Source organism: Sporosarcina sp. PTS2304, from assembly GCF_003351785.1.
In the GTDB taxonomy this organism is placed as follows: domain Bacteria; phylum Bacillota; class Bacilli; order Bacillales_A; family Planococcaceae; genus Sporosarcina.
Genome location: NZ_CP031230.1, coordinates 2,865,001 through 2,885,000, shown reverse-complemented (window position 1 = coordinate 2,885,000; position 20,000 = coordinate 2,865,001). Strand labels below are relative to the sequence as shown.

The 20,000-nt window shown below is 42.4% G+C and carries 16 protein-coding genes, 1 tRNA gene, 2 rRNA genes, 1 other RNA gene and 1 other annotated feature (2 of these 21 only partly in view); of the genes, 5 read left to right on the top strand and 15 right to left on the bottom strand.

Annotated elements, in window-relative coordinates:
- The 3 genes from dnaX to ffs all read right to left on the bottom strand — a co-directional run.
- Positions 1–1,682: the 5' portion of a DNA polymerase III subunit gamma/tau gene (gene dnaX, locus DV702_RS13820; protein ID WP_114925280.1), read on the bottom strand. It extends 70 nt beyond the left edge of the window; 1,682 of the gene's 1,752 nt are visible here — the first part of the coding sequence; the start codon lies at positions 1,680–1,682; its stop codon lies beyond the left edge, outside the window.
- An 87-nt stretch (positions 1,683–1,769) separates the two neighbouring features.
- A complete protein-coding gene (locus tag DV702_RS13815; protein ID WP_114925279.1) occupies positions 1,770–2,237 on the bottom strand; it encodes an S-ribosylhomocysteine lyase in 468 nt (155 codons plus the stop codon).
- 113 nt (positions 2,238–2,350) lie between these two features.
- Positions 2,351–2,617: signal recognition particle sRNA large type (ffs, locus tag DV702_RS13810), an RNA gene on the bottom strand.
- Positions 2,618–2,724: 107 nt separating this feature from the next.
- Here ffs and DV702_RS13805 point away from each other — a divergent pair.
- Both DV702_RS13805 and DV702_RS13800 read left to right on the top strand, forming a co-directional pair.
- On the top strand, positions 2,725–2,943 hold the full coding sequence (locus tag DV702_RS13805) for a hypothetical protein (protein WP_114925278.1): 219 nt from the start codon (positions 2,725–2,727) through the stop codon (positions 2,941–2,943).
- Between the two features lie 41 nt (positions 2,944–2,984).
- Positions 2,985–3,077: transfer RNA gene (locus DV702_RS13800), tRNA-Ser, on the top strand.
- A gap of 82 nt (positions 3,078–3,159) precedes the next feature.
- Here the strand turns inward: DV702_RS13800 and thrB are convergent.
- Genes thrB through DV702_RS13785 form a run of 3 tightly spaced genes read right to left on the bottom strand, consistent with a single transcriptional unit; the run spans position 3,160 to position 6,404 of the window.
- On the bottom strand, positions 3,160–4,056 hold the full coding sequence (gene thrB, locus DV702_RS13795; protein WP_114925277.1) for a homoserine kinase: 897 nt from the start codon (positions 4,054–4,056) through the stop codon (positions 3,160–3,162).
- A complete protein-coding gene (gene thrC / locus DV702_RS13790) occupies positions 4,056–5,114 on the bottom strand; it encodes a threonine synthase (RefSeq protein WP_114925276.1) in 1,059 nt (352 codons plus the stop codon). The genes thrB and thrC overlap by 1 nt, the downstream gene beginning before the upstream one ends.
- 6 nt (positions 5,115–5,120) lie before the next feature.
- The gene (locus tag DV702_RS13785) at positions 5,121–6,404 is read right to left on the bottom strand and encodes a homoserine dehydrogenase (RefSeq protein WP_114925275.1); all 1,284 of its coding nucleotides are present in this window, start codon (positions 6,402–6,404) and stop codon (positions 5,121–5,123) included.
- A gap of 156 nt (positions 6,405–6,560) precedes the next feature.
- Here DV702_RS13785 and DV702_RS13780 point away from each other — a divergent pair, with 156 nt between their 5' ends.
- Entirely contained in the window at positions 6,561–7,925 is a 1,365-nt protein-coding gene (locus tag DV702_RS13780; protein ID WP_114925274.1) for an aspartate kinase, read from the top strand.
- An 18-nt stretch (positions 7,926–7,943) separates the two neighbouring features.
- Here DV702_RS13780 and DV702_RS13775 read toward each other — a convergent pair whose 3' ends face one another.
- Positions 7,944–8,603 carry a deoxynucleoside kinase gene (locus DV702_RS13775; RefSeq protein WP_114925273.1) on the bottom strand — a complete coding sequence of 220 codons (660 nt, stop codon included), beginning with the start codon at positions 8,601–8,603 and terminating at the stop codon, positions 7,944–7,946.
- Positions 8,575–9,237: a deoxynucleoside kinase gene (locus DV702_RS13770; protein ID WP_114925272.1), complete on the bottom strand. Its 663-nt coding sequence runs from the start codon at positions 9,235–9,237 to the stop codon at positions 8,575–8,577. Before DV702_RS13770 ends, DV702_RS13775 begins: the two co-directional genes overlap by 29 nt.
- Positions 9,238–9,397: 160 nt before the next feature.
- Between DV702_RS13770 and tadA the strand changes: the two genes are divergently transcribed.
- Entirely contained in the window at positions 9,398–9,892 is a 495-nt protein-coding gene (gene tadA / locus DV702_RS13765; protein ID WP_114925271.1) for a tRNA adenosine(34) deaminase TadA, read from the top strand.
- A 22-nt stretch (positions 9,893–9,914) separates the two neighbouring features.
- Here the strand turns inward: tadA and serS are convergent, their stop codons facing one another.
- Both serS and pdxS read right to left on the bottom strand, forming a co-directional pair.
- Complete coding sequence (gene serS, locus DV702_RS13760) at positions 9,915–11,198, bottom strand: serine--tRNA ligase (RefSeq protein WP_114925270.1); 1,284 nt, start codon at positions 11,196–11,198, stop codon at positions 9,915–9,917.
- A 223-nt stretch (positions 11,199–11,421) separates the two neighbouring features.
- Positions 11,422–11,628: a binding site (T-box leader), on the bottom strand.
- 471 nt (positions 11,629–12,099) lie between these two features.
- Positions 12,100–12,945, bottom strand: a complete 846-nt coding sequence (gene pdxS, locus DV702_RS13755; RefSeq protein ID WP_114925269.1) for a pyridoxal 5'-phosphate synthase lyase subunit PdxS — start codon at positions 12,943–12,945, stop codon at positions 12,100–12,102.
- Between the two features lie 99 nt (positions 12,946–13,044).
- Here pdxS and DV702_RS13750 point away from each other — a divergent pair, with 99 nt between their 5' ends.
- Positions 13,045–14,466 carry a MocR-like pyridoxine biosynthesis transcription factor PdxR gene (locus DV702_RS13750; RefSeq protein ID WP_114925268.1) on the top strand — a complete coding sequence of 474 codons (1,422 nt, stop codon included), beginning with the start codon at positions 13,045–13,047 and terminating at the stop codon, positions 14,464–14,466.
- A gap of 15 nt (positions 14,467–14,481) precedes the next feature.
- Here DV702_RS13750 and DV702_RS13745 read toward each other — a convergent pair whose 3' ends face one another.
- From DV702_RS13745 to DV702_RS13725, 5 genes are all read right to left on the bottom strand, one after another.
- Positions 14,482–15,828, bottom strand: a complete 1,347-nt coding sequence (locus DV702_RS13745) for a serine hydrolase (RefSeq protein ID WP_114925267.1) — start codon at positions 15,826–15,828, stop codon at positions 14,482–14,484.
- Positions 15,829–15,985: 157 nt separating this feature from the next.
- Positions 15,986–17,452 (bottom strand): IMP dehydrogenase, encoded by a 1,467-nt coding sequence (gene guaB, locus DV702_RS13740; RefSeq protein WP_114925266.1) that lies wholly within the window; start codon positions 17,450–17,452, stop codon positions 15,986–15,988.
- A gap of 106 nt (positions 17,453–17,558) precedes the next feature.
- On the bottom strand, positions 17,559–18,041 hold the full coding sequence (locus tag DV702_RS13735) for a glutathione peroxidase (protein WP_114925265.1): 483 nt from the start codon (positions 18,039–18,041) through the stop codon (positions 17,559–17,561).
- Between the two features lie 421 nt (positions 18,042–18,462).
- Positions 18,463–18,578 (bottom strand): 5S ribosomal RNA (rrf, locus tag DV702_RS13730).
- 317 nt (positions 18,579–18,895) lie between these two features.
- Positions 18,896–20,000, bottom strand: a 23S ribosomal RNA gene (locus DV702_RS13725); it runs 1,822 nt beyond the window's last position.

Below are 20,000 nucleotides of genomic sequence, written 5' to 3'. Positions count from 1 at the left end.
GCCAGAGTAGCTTCTTCCATGAACGCCGAAGCAGTTTCCGAATCCGTTACCGACTGTTGAGCATCGTCTTGGTTTTTTTGACTGCCCAGGCCATTTTTGCGGATAAAATCTGCCCGTACTTCTAGCCAGCTTTCTTCAGCAACGTAAATCACTTCATAGCCTTTACCGGTACGTTGCAATAACGCATCGGATAGACCTGCTTGCAGTGTGGCATTCTCAGAAGCCATGAGGCAATGAATTTCATATTTAAATTTTAACACAAAAGCCGTCTCTGATGCCGCAACCGGTTCAGTCTCTTCTAACAAAGCTGCATGTGAGCGTTGTAAACTTTGCATCATACCCGCCCACTGCTCTCGAATCATTTGAATATCTGACTTTGTTGCAGCTTTCAGTACTTCAACAATTTTACCTGTAGGCACTTTAGCTGATCGGGAAGCTGTAGAAGCTGCACGACGAGTAGGGGCTTGAGGTTCATTTGAAGCTTGTGGTACAGAGCCCGAAGCCAATTGTTGTTGAAGTTGCCTAACTGTTTGTTCCAAGACAGCGAGTTTTTGAGACATTTCAGGATCTGATGCAGTAGCTGTTACATTCTGTTGATCGCCTGAGTGGATCATTTTCAAAAGGGCAGATTCTATATACACTTTTCCATGATTAGAAAACCGCATCTCTTGTTGCGTTTTAGACAGAACATCAATATAGCGGTATAGTTCATCAGAATGAAACGCTTGCGCGAGTTCTTTAAATTTCTCACCATTAGAAATTAACTCTAATAAATCCGTTAGTTCTGGTGCTGTGCCAAGCAAAAGCATATCTCGAAAAAAGGTAATCATATCTTCCGCTAACCGACCTACATCTTTTCCTTCTGCTATTAGCTGATGGAGTAATGAAAGTGCAGCTCCCGCGTCTTTCCCTTGAATCGCTTGTGCAAGCTGATAAAAGATTTCTTCCCCTATCGCACCTGTTACGAGCAGAGCATCTTCGGTAGTTAGTTCATCTCCACTAAATGATATCGCTTGGTCAAGCATACTGAGTGCATCTCGCATTCCCCCGGTAGCCGCTTGAGCAATCGCGCGCAAAGCTCCTTCTTCAGCCGTCACATGAATATCACCTAGCACCTGGCGCATACGTTCCATAATTTCTACTGCTGTAATGGGTTTAAAGTCAAAACGCTGACATCTAGAAATAATCGTTAATGGCAGTTTATGCGGCTCTGTTGTCGCTAATATAAATACAACATGTGCAGGTGGTTCTTCTAACGTCTTCAATAATGCATTAAAAGCTGAATTCGAAAGCATATGCACTTCATCAATGATATAAACTTTAAAACGTGCATTCGAAGGGGCTACATGGACTCTTTCGATAATATCTCGAATTTCTTCAACACGTGAATTAGAAGCCGCGTCAAATTCAGTTACGTCCGTATTGGAACCTTCTGTAATGCTTTTACATGTCTGGCATTCATTGCACGGCTCTGCTGCCGGTCCATTTTCACAGTTTAACGCTTTGGCAAATATCTTCGCTGCACTCGTCTTCCCTGTTCCACGCGGTCCGGAAAACAAATACGCATGTGTTGTTTTCTGATGAAGAAGGGTATTCTGCAGTGTTTGCTTAATCGCTTGTTGTCCAGACATCTCACCGAATGTTTGAGGTCGATATGCCCGATATAGTGCTTGATAAATCAACTGCTTTTCCCCCTCTTCAATACTATGCATAGTTCTCTAATTATAACATGAATTTGAATAGAATAGTTTCCAAATCACTTGAGTGACTTACGCAAAAACCTCAGTCCACTCATCTTTCTTCGCAAGCATAGTACGCGCCAATTCTTTAGCGCCTTCTAAACTATGGCTTGCTGCCCAGCCGCATTGCATCTCATTACATGCAGGTACTTCTGTAGCTACTAGTACATCTTGTAAAGTTTTCTCTACTATAGAGAGCACGTCTTCATAATCTTCATGATTGATCAATGCTAAATAATAGCCTGTTTGACAACCCATTGGACTAATATCTACAATTTTATCTGAATGGTCACGACTGAACTCTGCCATCATATGCTCAAGAGAGTGAATAGAAGGCATGTCCATATGTTCTTTATTTGGCTGACAGAATCGCATATCGTATTTGTAAATCTTGTCTCCGTTTTGACCTTCCGAAGTTCCGGCTAATCGAATATAAGGTGCTTTTACTTTCGTATGATCCAAATTAAAACTTTCAACGTTCATTTTCTTTTCAGACATTGCAAACCGCTCCCCTTCATAAATAAATTCGTTCTCTTTCGAAGTATACACTATTTCGCAGACATAAAAAACTCGCCCATTAGAAAACGGGCGAGTGAGTTGTTCAATTAAAGCCGTGCACCTTCCTTCGACTGCCGCACATAAGCGTTACTCTTGTCGTTGGCTCGGCCTAGGCTACCCCGCGGCACATGAGAGAGTCCACTTAATGCTGCTTCCTTCCGGACCTGACATGATTCATGGGTTCCCATTGCGCAGGACCCAGACGTCAACACTACGTGCAAAAGGCAGACCCTACAATACGGACAGCCTCGAAAAGGAGTTCAGTCTTGCTAGAGCGGATTGCAAGTTACAGGGCACCGCTAATTCCCCACCTAGCACGGCATTTCTAATTATACAGATTCCTTACTAAAAATCAAACGTTATCTGTATTTTATTGATGAACTATTTTAACAGTGCTAAAATGTATAGAAAGCGGGGTGTAAATATTATGAAAGCTAAAGAGTTTGAGCTAAGTTTCAGAAATCCCGAAGTGCGAATGTACGCAGCCATTATATTGCCAGGCATTGTCATTGGACTTCTTATTATTATTTTTTCGAATTCAGAATTCCAGTTCACTTATGCATGGATTGTACAAGCCGTCAGCTTACTCATTTTCTATTGCTGGCGTTTCTTTTATAAAAGAAAAAAAGTTTCTAATAACAGTTGACGAGTTCTAAAATGCATGATATATTATTACTTGTCTAATATGGAGGAATACCCAAGCCCGGCTGAAGGGATCGGTCTTGAAAACCGACAGGGGTGTTAAAGCCCGCGGGGGTTCGAATCCCTCTTCCTCCGCCATATTTTGACTCTACACGTTACATGATGTAACGTTTTTTTATTTCTTTAAAAACAGCGACCGGACAAATATCCGGTCGCTGTTTTATTTTGTTATAATTGCTCCTGTTGTAGCAGGTTGCAATGCAATTGCTTGATAGTGGGGAAACCGTTCGTCCAGTGAAGCCGCCACTTGCTTTTCAGTGGTGGGCGGTACAGCTATAAATAAAGAAGGGCCCGCTCCGCTAATCGTCATACCATACGCTCCTGCTTCGTGACATGCTACACGTATTTCGTCGAAGTTAGGAAAACCGACTTTGCGATAAGGTTCATGAAATAGATCACGTTCCATCATGCGTCCAGCTGTCGCCCAATCTTCCTGGGCAATTGCAGCTGTCATCACACTTCCCGCCGCACTTCCGCGAACAGCTTCTTTGTGTGTCAATTGCTCTGGCAATAGCCCACGAGAAGCTTCTGTTTTCAATGCAACTGGTGGCACTAGAATGACGACACCGATTGGAGGTGTAGGGAATGTCAATACTTCCATTTCTTCATCTGTAAAGTACGATACTGTTAACCCGCCTAACAGAGCTGCAGTAACATTGTCTGCATGTCCTTCAAGTTCACTTCCGATACGCAGCTTATCTTGCGTCTCCAGCTGTAAGTGTGCCACTTCATTTGCGATCTCAATTCCAGCAGCAATGGCCGTTGCACTGCTACCAAGACCTTTTCCTAATGGAATATCTGAAGACACAACTAACTTCTGAGGTGACGCAGTTTTATGATACTTGGCAACTACTTGCTGGATCGTTTGTACGATTAAATTCGTTTCATCCGTTGGAAGCTCAGCATATTCCTTATCTTTATACTCGACTTCCCATTGTGGTGCAGTTGCTACCTCTATAGTCATTGTTAATGAAAGGGCAAGACCTAAATGATCGAAGCCGGGTCCGAGATTTGCCGTTGTGGCTGGTACGGTTACTGAAAAACCGGCTTCTTTCATTATTCGTTCCCCTCTTTCAATTCTTTCAAGAAGTTATTAAACTGATCATTTGTCATTAATGGTTTGTGAGAATTAACGTTAATGGCGGTTTCAGGATCTTTCAAACCGTTTCCAGTTAAAATTCCTACAATTGTCGTCCCTTTTTCAATCAAGCCAGCGTCAAGACGTTTTTTAATGCCTGCAATAGTCGCACATGATGCCGGCTCTGCGAAGATCCCGTCTGTCGATGCGAGTAGCTGATACGCTTCTAAAATTTCTTCATCTGTTGCAGATAAAATGTCTCCACCTGATTCCTCAAGTGCTTGAGTAGCTAAATGCCAGCTTGCAGGATTTCCAATACGGATTGCAGTTGCGACTGTTTCCGGCTCTTCAAATACACGGTCATATACAATTGGAGCTGCACCGTCTGCTTGAACACCAAGCAATTTCGGCGTGCCTGTTCCTTTTTTCTCAGCATACTCTTTAAAACCTTTCCAGGCAGCTGAAATATTTCCTGCATTTCCTACTGGTAAAGCGAAAATATCGGGAACTTTCCCTAATTGTTCAATCGCTTCAAATGCCACTGTCTTTTGTCCTTCTAGACGGTAAGGATTCACTGAGTTAACTAACGCAATTTTACCTTCTCCTACTTCACGTACCATACGAAGTGCTTCGTCAAAGTTGCCTTCAATTGCTACGATTTCCGCCCCGTACATTTTTGCTTGTGCTAATTTACCAAGCGCAATACGACCTTCAGGAATAACGACGATTGTGCGCATACCTGCACGCGCTCCATATGCAGCCGCGGCAGCAGATGTATTACCTGTGGATGCACAAATCAAAGCCGTTTTCCCTTCTTCTTTTGCCTTCGCAACCGCCATTACCATTCCGCGGTCTTTAAACGAGCCTGTTGGATTCGTCCCTTCAGTTTTCACATAGAGATTGATACCCCACTGCTTTGACAAGTTTTCAAGATAGATTAACGGTGTATTTCCTTCCTGCAAAGTAAGCGCAGGCGTGTTTTCTGTTACGGGTAACCATTCTTTATATTCCTCGATTAGTCCATTCCATCTTCTCATGTTAAATTATTCTCCTTCCACCCGGTAATGACTTAAGATGTCAATGACCGCCGGTGTATCTTTTAAGTCTGCCAAAATATCTAAATGTTGTTGACGTGAAATTTTATGGGTAATGAAAATTAAGTCTGCACCTTCATCTTGTAATTCAGAATCTTGGACGACTGTCGCCAAGCTAGCTTTATGATGGCTATAAATCGAAGTCAGCTCCGTTAGTACACCGATCTCATCCCGAACAGTAATACGGTGGAAATAACGAGCAAACTTTTGATCATCTGATTTCACTTTCCGTTCGAATTGCGGTGCATGCATTCTTTTACCATTTACACCTAGCAGTAAGTTACGGCAAGCTGCTACAACGTCTCCTGTAACAGACGTTGCTGTAGGCAATGAACCAGCACCCGGTCCGTAAAACATCGTCTCTCCCACCGCATCACCATACACATACACGGCGTTGAATTCATTATTAACCGTAGCTAGCGGATGTGAATTAGGGAAAAATACAGGCTCTACAGCCACTTCAATTCCTTCCTCGTCTTTCTTTGCCGTTCCAGCCATTTTAATTGTATAACCGAATTGTTCAGCTAACTCCAAATCTCCATCTTTAATCTCCTTCATCCCACGAACAAATACATCATCGAGGTGCACTTCAGTTGAGAAAGATAGTGAAGCAAGGATGACCATTTTACGTGCGGCATCAATGCCATCGACGTCTGCTGTAGGATCAGCTTCTGCAAACCCTAATTCCGTTGCTTCTGCCAATGCCTCTTTATAGGTCTTATTTTCGTGTTTCATTTTTGTTAAAATAAAGTTAGTTGTTCCATTGACAATCCCTGTAAGTGCAGTAATGCGATCAGATGCTAAGCCGTCTTCCAATGTACGGATCAGTGGAATACCGCCACCTACACTCGCTTCATATAGAAGGTCGCACTTCATTTGATCTGCGAGTTTTAATAGTTCAGGGCCTGACTCAGCCATGACATCTTTATTCGCTGTTACGACACCTTTGCCCGCTTCTAATGAACGGCGTATGGCGTCAGACGAACCGCCTGTTACTTCAATGACTAAATCGATTTCCGGATCATTAAGTACCTCATCTAATGAAGTAGTGAACATTTCTTTCGGAATGACGCCATTGCGTTTTTTATCTAAGTTTTTGACGACGACCTTTTTAATCGAGACGCGAACGCCAAGCTTATGTTGCAAGTCCTCTTGATGATTATGCAGGATGGTTGCAACCCCACTTCCTACTACTCCATAGCCCAATAAACCGATATTAATTTCATTTTTCATTTGACGATTCTCCTAACTATATGTACACTATGAAAAAACAATCGTTCTTCGCATAAGGACAATTATAGAGAATTATGTCTTTAATAACAACCGTTTTTATGAATCTTCTAAAATAATAGAAATTTAAACTTAAATATAGATAGGATCTGGTATAACGTGAAAGTGTGTAAATTTGGTGGTACATCCGTTGCATCCGCAGAACAAATTCGTAAAGTAGTTGATATTGTCATGTCTGACCCTTCACGAAAGATTGTAGTCGTCTCCGCACCTGGTAAGCGTTTTTCAGCAGACATTAAAGTGACTGACCTGCTCATTGAACTGGCAGACACTTCTTTAGCGGGTCATGACACGACAGACGCTTTACAGAAAGTCGTGGAACGCTATCAACAGATTGCTGACGGTCTCGGACTGGACAATGAAATTGCGGAAATTATTGAGCGTGATTTGATTAGACGACTGAATAAAGATCAAACAGATGAAATCTTGTACGTCGACAGCTTAAAGGCTGCAGGTGAAGATAATAATGCAAAGATGATTGCGGCTTACTTCCAACATATTGGCGTAGAAGCAGAATACGTTAATCCCCGTGATGGCGGATTACTAGTCAACCATCGACCAGAACGCGTACGCGCGCTGCCTGAAGGTAATGAGAAGCTTTGTACATTGCGAGATAAAAAAGGCATTATCGTCTTCCCGGGCTTCTTTGGTTACACTGATGACGGCACGTTGCGGACATTTAACCGTGGCGGCTCTGATATTACCGGTGCCCTTTTAGCGGCTGCTACAAATGCTGAACTGTATGAAAACTTCACTGATGTCGATTCCGTCTTTTCGGCTAACCCGACTGTTATTGAAAATCCGCGCGCAATTGACGCGATGACATATCGAGAAATGCGTGAATTGGCTTATGCCGGTTTTTCTGTCTTCCATGAAGAGGCTTTAGTTCCGGCATTCCGTCATAAGATTCCAGTGTGCATTAAAAATACGAATAATCCGAGTGCTCCAGGTACAATGATTGTACGCAATCGTGATCACCAACTTCAATCTGTCGTTGGTATCGCTGCTGACAACGGTTTCTCTACTTTATTCGTAGACAAATACTTGATGAACTTGGAAATTGGTTTTGGTCGTCATTTACTTCAAATTTTAGAAGAAGAAGAAATTCCTTACGAGCATACACCATCGGGAATCGATAACTTATCTGTTATTATTCGTGACGAACATCTGACGTCTGAAAAAGAAGCACGTATCATCGATCGAATCGAACAAGAACTGCATCCTGACGATGTACATTTCCAACGTGGTTTTTCTATGATCGTACTCGTAGGAGAAGGTATGCGCCATGCTCGCGGTCTAGCAGCACGCGCCGCTTCCGCTATTGCACGAACAGGCGCAAATATTGAAATGATTAACCAAGGCTCTTCAGAAGTCAGTTTAGTATTTGGGATTCAAGAAAAAGACGAAAATAGTGTACTTCGTGAGTTATATCAAGAGTTTTTTACAGAAGTACCGGTACATTAAAATAAATGGCGGTACCCTTTAGTCACAGGGTATCGTCTTTTTCTGCATAACCTCTGCTATCTTCTCGATAATCCTGTCCACATCTTCTTCCTTAGAAAGCAAATCATATTCCGTAATATTTAAGCGGACGATAGGACAAGCAGTAAATGAGTTAATCCATTGTTCGTATCGCCTGTACATTTCTTCCCAATACGCACGAGGAGTTTGTAGCTCCATATTCCTTCCACGTTCATCAATCCGATCAAGAATCGCTTCCAATGGCCCTTCCAAGTAAATTAATACATCCGGATGCGGAAAATAAGGGGTCATCACCATAGCATCATATAAGCCCATATAAGTTTCATAGTCGACCGCGTCCATTGTCCCTTTATCCGCATGCATTTTTGCGAAGATTCCTACATCCTCATAAATGGAACGATCTTGTACAAAACCTCCGCCATTTTCAACTATTCTCTTTTGTTCTTTAAAACGTTCTGCCAAAAAGAATATTTGCAGATGAAAACTCCAACGTTCAAAATCTGTATAAAACTTTTCTAAGTAAGGATTTTTCGCCACATTTTCATAAGATGCTTGGAAACTCAAACGTGAAGCAATGACTCTAGTCATAGTCGACTTCCCTACTCCTACCATGCCCGCTACTGCAAACACACTATTTTTCGGTATAGTAAGTGATTTCATTCAACTTCAAACCTTTCTGCACGGCATCACGAACTTGATTCATTATAATTTCCATATCTTCTTTATTCTTCACGAAGTCTAATTGATCACCATCAATATGAATGACTGGCATTGTAGGATGTTCATTTTCAAACTCCGGAATATAAGAACGATAATCTGCCGACAACTGACGTAAATAGGAGGGATCTATATCGGTTTCATAAGAACGTCCACGTAGTTCAATCCGCTGTTGCAACGTCGGCAGGTCAGCTGATAATGAAATAATAATATTAGGCATAGGCAAATCTTCAGTCAAAATACGATAAATTTCTCTGTATTTCGAGAAATCTGTTGCATTTAATGTTCGTTTTGCAAACAGCATATTTTTGAATATATGATAATCCGCTACGACACCTTTACCAACGGATAAATATTCTTTATTAATTTGCTTTAATTGTTCATAACGATTGCACAAGAAAAACATTTCTGTTTGAAAACTCCATTTCTTTTTATCTTGATAGAATTGATCTAAGAAAGGATTTTCATCACTGATTTCTTGCAATTGTTGATAGGAAAAGGTCTTGGCAATTGCTGTGGTCAACGTAGTTTTCCCTACACCAATTGGACCTTCTACAGCAATAAATGGAACAAACACGTAGCACTCACCCTTCCGATTTAGTTGCACGTTCTATTTTAACATATCTGCTTACTGTCTAGGAAAAATAGTTACGATCATTTAATTGTTTCACGTGAAACATTCACTTAATTGATTTTGATTGATCGCATGGTAAACTTATTTATAGGGAGTGAGATGTATGCAAAATGATGATAGTTTTTATATGAAACTCGCTATAAAAGAAGCAGAAAAAGCAGCAGACCTTGCGGAAGTTCCTATTGGTGCAGTTATCGTTCACGACGGTACAGTTATTGCGCGTGCACATAATTTGCGTGAAACTACACAAAATGCTTTAACACACGCTGAACTATCCGCTATTCAATCCGCCTGCGAACAGATAGGTAGCTGGCGGCTGGAGAATACTGTTCTTTATGTAACGTTAGAGCCTTGCCCCATGTGCGCTGGAGCCATACTGCAATCACGAATTCCACGCGTAGTTTATGGAGCACGTGATCCTAAAGGTGGCTGCGTCCATACACTGTATCAGCTATTGAATGATTCCCGCTTTAATCATGAATGTGAAGTAACAGAAGGTGTTTTGGCAGATGAATGCGGACAATTACTCACTACCTTTTTCCGTTCTCTTCGAATGAACAAAAAATCGGCAAAAAAAGAAGCTAGTTCACAAGAATAAACCTTGGGAACTAGCTTCTTTTTTAATTAGGTGCTACAATTTTATCTTTTCCACCCATATATGGACGCAACACTTCGGGTATTACAACAGAACCGTCCTCTTGCTGATAGTTCTCTAAAATTGCTGCGACTGTGCGGCCTACTGCTAGTCCACTGCCATTCAGCGTATGGACATACTCTGGCTTTGCGCCCGGTTCGCGTCTGAAGCGAATATGTGCGCGACGTGCTTGGAAGTCTTCAAAGTTTGAACAAGAAGAAATTTCACGATACATATTTTGTGTAGGAATCCATACTTCCAAATCATACTTTTTAGCAGCTGTAAATCCTAAGTCTGCCGTACACATTTTTAACGCACGATATGGCAAGTTCAACAATTGAAGCACACGTTCAGCATGACCTGTTAATTTTTCTAGCTCGTCATAAGAATCTTCAGGCTTTACGAAACGCACTAGTTCCACTTTATTGAATTGATGCTGACGGATCAAACCGCGCGTATCACGTCCTGCAGAGCCGGCTTCTGAACGGAAGTTTGTGCTGTATGCTGTAAAAGCAATTGGTAATTTTGCTCCGTCTAAAATTTCATCACGATAGAAGTTTGTTACAGGCACCTCAGACGTCGGAATCAAGAAATAATCTTCCTCTTCGATTAAAAATGCATCTTCTTCAAATTTTGGTAATTGTCCTGTGCCCGTTAAGCTTGTACGATTGACTAAATACGGTGGTAACATTTCTTCATAACCATGCTCTTCTTGGTGAAGATCCAGCATGAAATTAATCAAAGCACGTTCTAGTCTTGCTCCGAGTCCACGGTAAAATACAAAGCGGCTACCTGTAACTTTTGCCGCTCTTTCAAAATCAAGAAGTTGTAGGTCTGTTCCGATCTCCCAGTGCGGCTTTGGTTCAAAGTCAAACGTTGGTTGTTCTCCCCACGTGCGGACTTCGACATTGTCATCTTCACTGTCTCCTACTGGTACGCTATCATGCGGGATATTCGGAATACGCATTAGTACATAATTCAGTTCTTCTTCCACTTTTGATAATTCCGCGTCGTATGCCTTAATTTCTTCCCCTACTGTCTTCATTTTTGCTATAACTTCGTCTGCGTTTTCTTTGTTTCTTTTCATTTGTGCTACTTGCTGAGATACTTCATTGCGCTCTGCTTTAAGAACCTCAACCTTTGATAAAATAGCACGGCGCTTTTCATCGAGACCTCCAAACTTCTCAAAGTCCGTTAAGTCTTCTCCTCTTTTGCTTAGCTTCTCTTTTACTTCTTCAAAATTTGCACGTAGTACTTTACTATCTAACATGTCATCTGCCTCCTCTATTTTTTTACATTGGTAATGTACACTATCACGGCGTCTTACGCTTTTGTTTTGACTAGCTTCTGACGCCAGTCTCTCGGGTCACTTCGGTCTTTTCGAAAAGGTGCAAAGTGCGGCACCTTTGTCGATAAGCCCTCCAGTGCCTGTCGAGGCTGAACGGCGTCTTACGCTTTTGTTTTGAATACAAAAAAAGCCCTCTATCCCCTGTAGAAGGGACGAGAACTACCCGCGTTGCCACCCAAATTGACTGATGATCAGTCCACTTGTTTGAGATATCGGCTCAACTACCGGCAGAACCTACTCGTTTCGATTCTGCTACTCCAGGATGGATTCACAATGGTTTTTACTGACTTTCACCACCCGCCAGCTCTCTAAAAAAAACACAGTTGCTACTAGTTCCTATCATCGTGATGCATGTGAAATTAGATATACCATACTACAAAAATAAGGCGTTGACAAGGACTAGCTTGTTTCACTCAAATATAATCATTTGTTGGCTTGTTCTTTTAAAGTGAGTCGATAAGTTGAGGTGGGGGTTCTGAAGATTTGGCGTTCAAAGGATGAGAAAGTGAGAGTCGGATGGAATATCGTTATGTTGCGTTTCAGCCCGATGTGTTTAGGGAGGTATGTGAACTATACAGGCCCTAACGCACTTCTGGCGAGTCTGCCGCGCGCCTTTAGGAAAGCGTCCGGTTATGGATGGGGAGTCCTCAAGTGTGTACTACCTCTACAAATACTTATCAATAACAGTTCGTTCCCCAAAAAAGACTATTCCCTTCTTTAGATAATTAGCAGGCTTGATAAAATAATAGTAAGCAGAGAAAAACGAATGGCTTTTCTCTACTTACTTTATGCAAATATTTGATTGAGTGAAGACCATTTATATTTAAGAACTGCGTGTCGCCATTAATTCGTTGTTGGCAAGTGTAGATATTTCTATGCCCTTCATAGGTGTGCCAATTCCTTTTGATAGTTCCGCCAGTAAAGAATAGTCTTGGTAGTTTGTTGTTGCCTGGACGATTGCACGAGCAAATGCTTCGGGATTTTCTGATTTAAATATTCCAGATCCGACGAAGACTCCATCTGCCCCTAGTTCCATCATCAATGCTGCATCGGCCGGCGTGGCTACACCCCCAGCTGAATAGTTAACGACGGGTAGACGCCCTGCTTCTTTTATAGCGAGTAAAATTTCAAAGGGAGCCCCTAACTCACGTGCTTCCGTCATCAACTCATCTTTGTTCATATGTACGATTTTATTCACTTGTGCATTAATCATACGTAAGTGACGTACTGCTTCTACAATATTTCCTGTGCCTGGTTCACCTTTTGTGCGAAGCATTTTTGCTCCTTCTCCTAAACGGCGAGCAGCTTCTCCTAAGTTTCTGGCCCCACAGACGAATGGCACACTGAACTCGCTTTTTAATAAATGGAATTCGTCGTCCGCTGGAGTCAGGACTTCACTCTCATCAATATAATCGACTCCCATTGATTCGAGAACACGCGCTTCTGATATATGTCCTATACGCGCTTTAGCCATGACTGGAATTGACACTGCACGCTGTACTTCTTCAATAATGCTAGGATCTGCCATACGTGCTACACCACCAGCAGCTCGTATATCTGAAGGTACACGTTCTAGTGCCATAACTGCTATTGCACCTGCCGCTTCAGCTATCTTTGCTTGCTCCGCATTAATAACATCCATAATGACGCCGCCATAAGTAAAATTCATTTTTCTTCCTCCTTTTCGATATTTTCAGTATAATTGATTTTGACCATATTAAAATAACCAGATAACATATATATGACATGGTCAGTCGGAGGGATCTTAATGGATATGATTTTTATTGAACTTCAAAAGAATTCTAATATGCCACTCTATCAACAAATATATAACCAGATTAAACAAGATATTATTGATGGGAAATTTCCTGTAGGAATGAAATTACCTTCTAAACGTCAATTAGAAGACTTTCTAGGTGTCAGCCAGACGACTATAGAAATGGCTTACGATCAATTAACGGCAGAAGGTTTTATAGCGGCAGAACCACGGAAAGGATATTATGTACAAGCTATTGAGGAACTCTCATACGTACAGCCGACAAAAAATACTCTCTCTATTCCTACAAAAATGCTCAATGAACCTGTTCACTACGACTTCTCAGCAAACTCCATAGACACTGAACATTTTCCTTTCACAGCTTGGCGGAAATACGCACGTGATGTGATGGATCCATCCAATGCACACCTTTTACTACTTGGTGATCCGCATGGAGACTTTGAATTGCGTCAAGAAATAGCTCGCTACCTGTATCATTCACGTGGAGTGGACTGTGTTCCTGAGCAAATCATTGTTGGTTCCGGAACAGAACAGTTATTGCCGTTACTCATTCGAATTCTTGGAAAGGATGCGCAATACGCTATTGAAGATCCTGGTTACTTAATGACGCGTCATGTCTTCTCGGAAAATAACGGACAGACGATTCCTATCGCAGTGGATCAAGAAGGTCTCGACGTGAAGGCGCTTCAGAGAACGAATGCCACAATTGCTTACGTTACCCCTTCTCATCAGTTTCCAACGGGTACAGTGCTATCTGCGGCGCGCAGAACAGCCTTGTTGAACTGGGCAACTTCCAACTCCGAGTTTTTTATTATTGAAGATGATTATGATAGTGAGTTCCGTTATCGAGGACGTCCCATTCCCTCTTTACAAGGGATGGATAAAGGAGAAAAGGTCATCTATCTCAGTACGTTCACTAAATCTCTGATGCCTTCCATGCGAATTGCTTACATGGTACTTCCACCACGGCTTTTAGAGACGTATCGACAAGCCTTTATCCCCTATTCATCATCAGTACCGAGAATAGATCAGCACATACTTGCTCGTTTTATGGCAGATGGACAATTTTCACGGCATCTTAATCGCATGCGCAAGATTTACCGGCAAAAGATGTACACTTTAACGGAATACCTGACAAGCTATAAACCTATAGTTACATTTTCTGGTGATGAAGCGGGTATGCATATTTTATTGCATATACATACCGATAGAACAGAGCAAGAGTTACTTGAACAAGCACTCCAAGCAGGGATTAAAATTCATAATCTGCATACGTATAAAGTAATTCAAACACGCTCCGTTCCTTCTTTTCTTCTAGGTTTTGGCGGACTCTCCGAAGATGACATCAGAACGGGCGTAGATACACTCTTTCGCGTATGGAATATAAAAAAAGCAACGGCGCCTACTCAATAGGCCCGCTGCTTACTTTTACTTAAATAATCCTTTTACAAACCCAGTAGAGCTGTTCCATGCATTAGAAAAGAAATCACCAATTGCCCCCATAGTTAATGCGAACCAACCTGCTTTCTTGACATCTTCTGTTGTAATTACTTCCGTACCCGCTATCTTTCCATCGATAAAGCCCAGATCCGTGCCATCTTTTCGTACCACTTTCAAATGACCAATAACTGTCCCTTTTTTAATTGGAGCTTGAACTTGGCCATTTTTTACAAGTTTATCATCTACAACTAGTTGCGGCTCGTACTCTTCTTTATCACTTTTACGAATAATCATACTCACTGGCTCTTTTGAAGCAATGGCGACCTTTCTTTCTTTCCCTTTGATCACACCTAACGTCTTCTGTCCTTTAAATTGATATCCTTTAGATACTAATTCCACATTAGAAAACTGATTAAATCCATAGTCAAATAATGAACGTGTAGCATCAAAACGCGCTTTATACGAACCGACACCTTTGTCATCTACAGCATTCATTACGACAGCAATTAGCCGTTTATTTTCCCGTACTGCTGTCCCTGTAAAACAGTGCCCTGCAAATAGTGTAGTTCCCGTCTTTAGTCCGTCTACTCCGGGATATTCATAATCTAAGCCGGGAAGCATAAAATTCCAGTTTTTCATTTCAATAGCGTCAGACGTGCCTTCTCGAAAAATCTTTTGACTAATTTTAGTTGTATCTAGCACTTCTGGATAATCTTTTATTAATTGATACGCCAACTTTGCTACAGACCGTGCTGGCATAACGTTCTCGTCTTTTTCTCCAGAACCACTTGGATGCATTCCCTGTAAATCTTCATTATTCAATCCGGTGGAATTTACAAATTTATAATCAGTTAACCCAAGTTCTTTCGCTTTCTCATTCATTAAGTTAACAAACTCCGCTTCCGTCCCTGCGATAGTTTCTGCAATGGCAATAGTAGCCGCGTTGGCGGAGTAAATTGCGACAGCTTCGTATAGTTCACGAATTGTATACGTTCCGTCACGTCTCAGTGGAACATTACTCAATCGACGGTCTTGTGATATAGCGTATGTATAGCCATTGACCTTAAACTGTTGATCCCAAGTAATAGTACCTTCTTCAAGCGCTTCGAACATCAAATATTCCGTCATCATTTTAGTCATGCTCGCAATGCCTAGCGGTTGAGTGGCATTTTCTTCATACAATACTTTTCCGCTATCTGCATCAATCAGTATTGCTCCACCGACTCGAATTCCCAATGAGGATTCTGCTTTAGCTACAGGCACCATTCCTGCCATTGTCAAAAACATTACCGGCACCATGAATGCCACAAGCCATCTTCTTGTTACTTTTTTCACTCTTTATACCTCCGTCGTGATCATATCAAAAATCAGTGTACCATATTCATACAACTTGATGTATCGTTGCATGAAAAAAACACCTTTTCACCCAAAATACTGGTGAAAAGATGTCAGTTGATTTATACAGATGTCTATCTAGTAGTTTATCTAGTGATTAACGTACCGAGTAGTTAGGAGCTTCTTTTGTGATCTGCACCTGATGTGGGTGACTTTCCTGCAATCCAGCACCCGTCATACGAATGAATTGTGCATTCTCGCGGTGAGCTTCCAAATCCTTTGAACCACAATATCCCATGCCTGCGCGAATACCGCCAACAAGCTGGTGAATCGTGTCGGAAAGTGGCCCTTTATAAGGCATGCGGCCCTCAATTCCTTCAGGCACAAGTTTCTTCGCGTCTTCCTGGAAGTACCGATCCTTTGACCCTTTTTCCATAGCCGCTACAGATCCCATTCCACGGTACACTTTAAAACGACGTCCTTGGAAGATTTCAGAATCGCCGGGACTTTCAGTAGTACCTGCAAGCAGACTACCAAGCATCACCGCATGTCCGCCTGCAGCCAACGCTTTAACAATATCTCCGGAGTACTTAATCCCACCGTCCGCAATAATAGTTTTACCGTGTTTACGAGCAACTGTTGCACATTCATAAATAGCGGTAATTTGTGGAACGCCTACCCCTGCTACAACGCGTGTAGTACAGATGGATCCAGGCCCTATTCCTACTTTCACGACATCCGCACCCGCTTCATAAAGAGCTTCGGCCGCTTCGCCAGTCGCAACGTTACCAGCGACAATCGCAAGTTCTGGGTATTGTTCACGGATAGTTCTAACTGTATCAATAACACCTTTAGAATGACCGTGAGCCGTGTCGATTACAATGATATCGACTTCTGCTTGAACTAGCTTTTCAACACGGACAGACGTATCAGCAGTTACTCCAACAGCTGCACCGACTAACAGACGCCCAGCTTGGTCTTTTGCTGCATTTGGGAATTCAATAACTTTCTCAATATCTTTAATTGTAATCAGCCCATTAAGAATGCCTTTATCATCAACGATTGGAAGTTTTTCAATTTTATATTGCTGCAACATCTTCTCAGCATCTTCAAGTGTAGTCCCTACAGGAGCTGTCACTAAGTTTTCTTTTGTCATCACTTCATCAATAATAATAGAGTAATCTTGAATGAATCGTAAATCACGGTTCGTCAAAATACCCACTAGCTTTTTTTCTTCCATATTATTAACGATTGGTACACCAGAGATTCGGTATTTACCCATCAAGTGCTCTGCATCAAATACTTGATGTTCAGGAGTTAAGAAAAATGGGTTCTTGATCACACCATTTTCAGAACGTTTTACCGTTACAACTTCCTCAGCCTGCTGTTCTACGCTCATGTTTTTATGGATAATTCCGACACCGCCTTGACGAGCCATTGAAATAGCCATCTTTGATTCTGTTACCGTGTCCATTCCTGCACTGATAATAGGAATATTCAACTTAATCCGATCGGTTAAATTCACAGATAAGGATACAGTTTTCGGTAACACATCACTTGCAGCTGGCACCAATAATACATCATCAAACGTCAGACCTTCACGAGAAAATTTTGATTCCCACATTTACTTTCTGCCTCCTAGGATAAACTATTGTCAATTAAGATTATTAAAAGGTTATCAGCGTACTTGAAACGTGTCAAGGTACATATATACAAAATGAGTATTCTTATTATTCAATAAATAGTTTTTCAATTGATTTCTGCATTTTCAACGGATTGGTTTGTGGCGCAAAACGCTCGACAACTTGACCGTTAGGATCTATTAGAAACTTTGTAAAGTTCCATTTAATCCCTTCAGTTAACAATCCTTTTTGTTGCTCAGTTAAATAAGTAAATAAAGGGTCTGCATTATCTCCTTTTACATCTATCTTAGCAAACATAGGAAAGGTAACACCGTAGTTAACTTGGCAAAGATTCAAGGTTTCTTCTATATTATCAAATTCTTGGTTATTAAAGTTATCTGAAGGAAAGCCTAGTATTACAAGTCCCTGATCTTTATATTCTTCGTACAGCTGTTGAAGTTCTTTAAATTGTTTTATGAAGCCACATTTACTTGCTGTATTGACAATTATCATAGGATGTCCATCATATTGTTGAAGTGTTTGTTGTCCTCCATCCGTAGTTTGTACGGTAAAATCATAAACAGTTGTCATACATACTCTCCTCTTTTCTTTTATTTACTTTACCTGAATTTCTAAAAAAATCCTAGTAAGCTGTTTATACTACTGCATTTATATAAAAACAAAAAAAGTCACTCCCCATGGATCTCCATAAGGAATGGCTTCGTGCCCATCAACGTCCTACTCTCACAGGGAGAACCGCCCAACTACCATCGGCGCGCGAGCTTAACTTCCGTGTTCGGGTTCCGAAGAGCGATGAGCGACGGATTGCCGCGTCATCATCACCGATGGCGAGTCTCACGTATGTCATACGTTCGAGTCCCATCGGTTCGATTCCTTGCACTCCATCACTCCTCCCCCCTTTCACAACAATAGGGAAATTTACAAGTTTTTAAATATATTTACACACAAAAAAGCCATCCCCCATGGATTTCCATAAGGAATGGCTTCGCTTGCCCAGCAACGTCCTACTCTCACAGGGGGAAACCCCCAACTACCATCGGCGCTGAAGAGCTTAACTTCCGTGTTCGGTATGGGAACGGGTGTGACCTCTTCGCTATCGTTACTAGACTGTTGAGTTGTTCACTCAAAACTGGATAAAAGACATTGGGTTGTTCAAGTAACTGCTTCTGCTTTTCGTGTTGTCCAGCTAAATCGACCAGATGCTCGGGTCATAAGTCAGCTTGGCTGCGCGACAAAAACCGTCGCTTCGCCAATCCGTCTTATGCCTGTCGTATCTAGACGGTCGATTTAACTTTTCATTTTGTCCAGCTTCAGCAGCCAGATGCTCGGGCCATAAGTCAAAGCTGTTTCGTGGTAAAGAGCACCACTGCACATCTTCGCCTTATGCCTGCCGCATCTAAACGGCTGCTTCCGCTTTTCAATAATAGGTTAAGTCCTCGATCGATTAGTATCTGTCAGCTGCACACGTCGCCGTGCTTCCACCCCAGACCTATCCACCTCATCTTCTTTGAGGGATCTTACTTACTTGCGTAATGGGAAATCTCATCTTGAAGGGGGCTTCATGCTTAGATGCTTTCAGCATTTATCCCGTCCATACATAGCTACCCAGCGATGCCTTTGGCAAGACAACTGGTACACCAGCGGTATGTCCATCCCGGTCCTCTCGTACTAAGGACAGCTCTCCTCAAATTTCCTGCGCCCGCGACGGATAGGGACCGAACTGTCTCACGACGTTCTGAACCCAGCTCGCGTGCCGCTTTAATGGGCGAACAGCCCAACCCTTGGGACCGACTACAGCCCCAGGATGCGACGAGCCGACATCGAGGTGCCAAACCTCCCCGTCGATGTGGACTCTTGGGGGAGATAAGCCTGTTATCCCCGGGGTAGCTTTTATCCGTTGAGCGATGGCCCTTCCATGCGGAACCACCGGATCACTAAGCCCGTCTTTCGACCCTGCTCGACTTGTAGGTCTCGCAGTCAAGCTCCCTTATGCCTTTGCACTCTACGAATGATGTCCAACCATTCTGAGGGAACCTTTGGGCGCCTCCGTTACTCTTTAGGAGGCGACCGCCCCAGTCAAACTGTCCACCTGACACTGTCTCCTGCCCGGATCACGGGCATGGGTTAGAAGTCCAATACAGCCAGGGTAGTATCCCACCAATGCCTCCTCCGAAGCTGGCGCTCCGGAATCAAAGGCTCCTACCTATCCTGTACAGGCTGCACCGGAATTCAATATCAGGCTACAGTAAAGCTCCACGGGGTCTTTCCGTCCTGTCGCGGGTAATGCGCATCTTCACGCATATTATAATTTCACCGAGTCTCTCGTTGAGACAGTGCCCAGATCGTTACGCCTTTCGTGCGGGTCGGAACTTACCCGACAAGGAATTTCGCTACCTTAGGACCGTTATAGTTACGGCCGCCGTTTACTGGGGCTTCAATTCAGAGCTTCGCTTGCGCTAACCCCTCCTCTTAACCTTCCAGCACCGGGCAGGCGTCAGCCCCTATACGTCACCTTACGGTTTTGCAGAG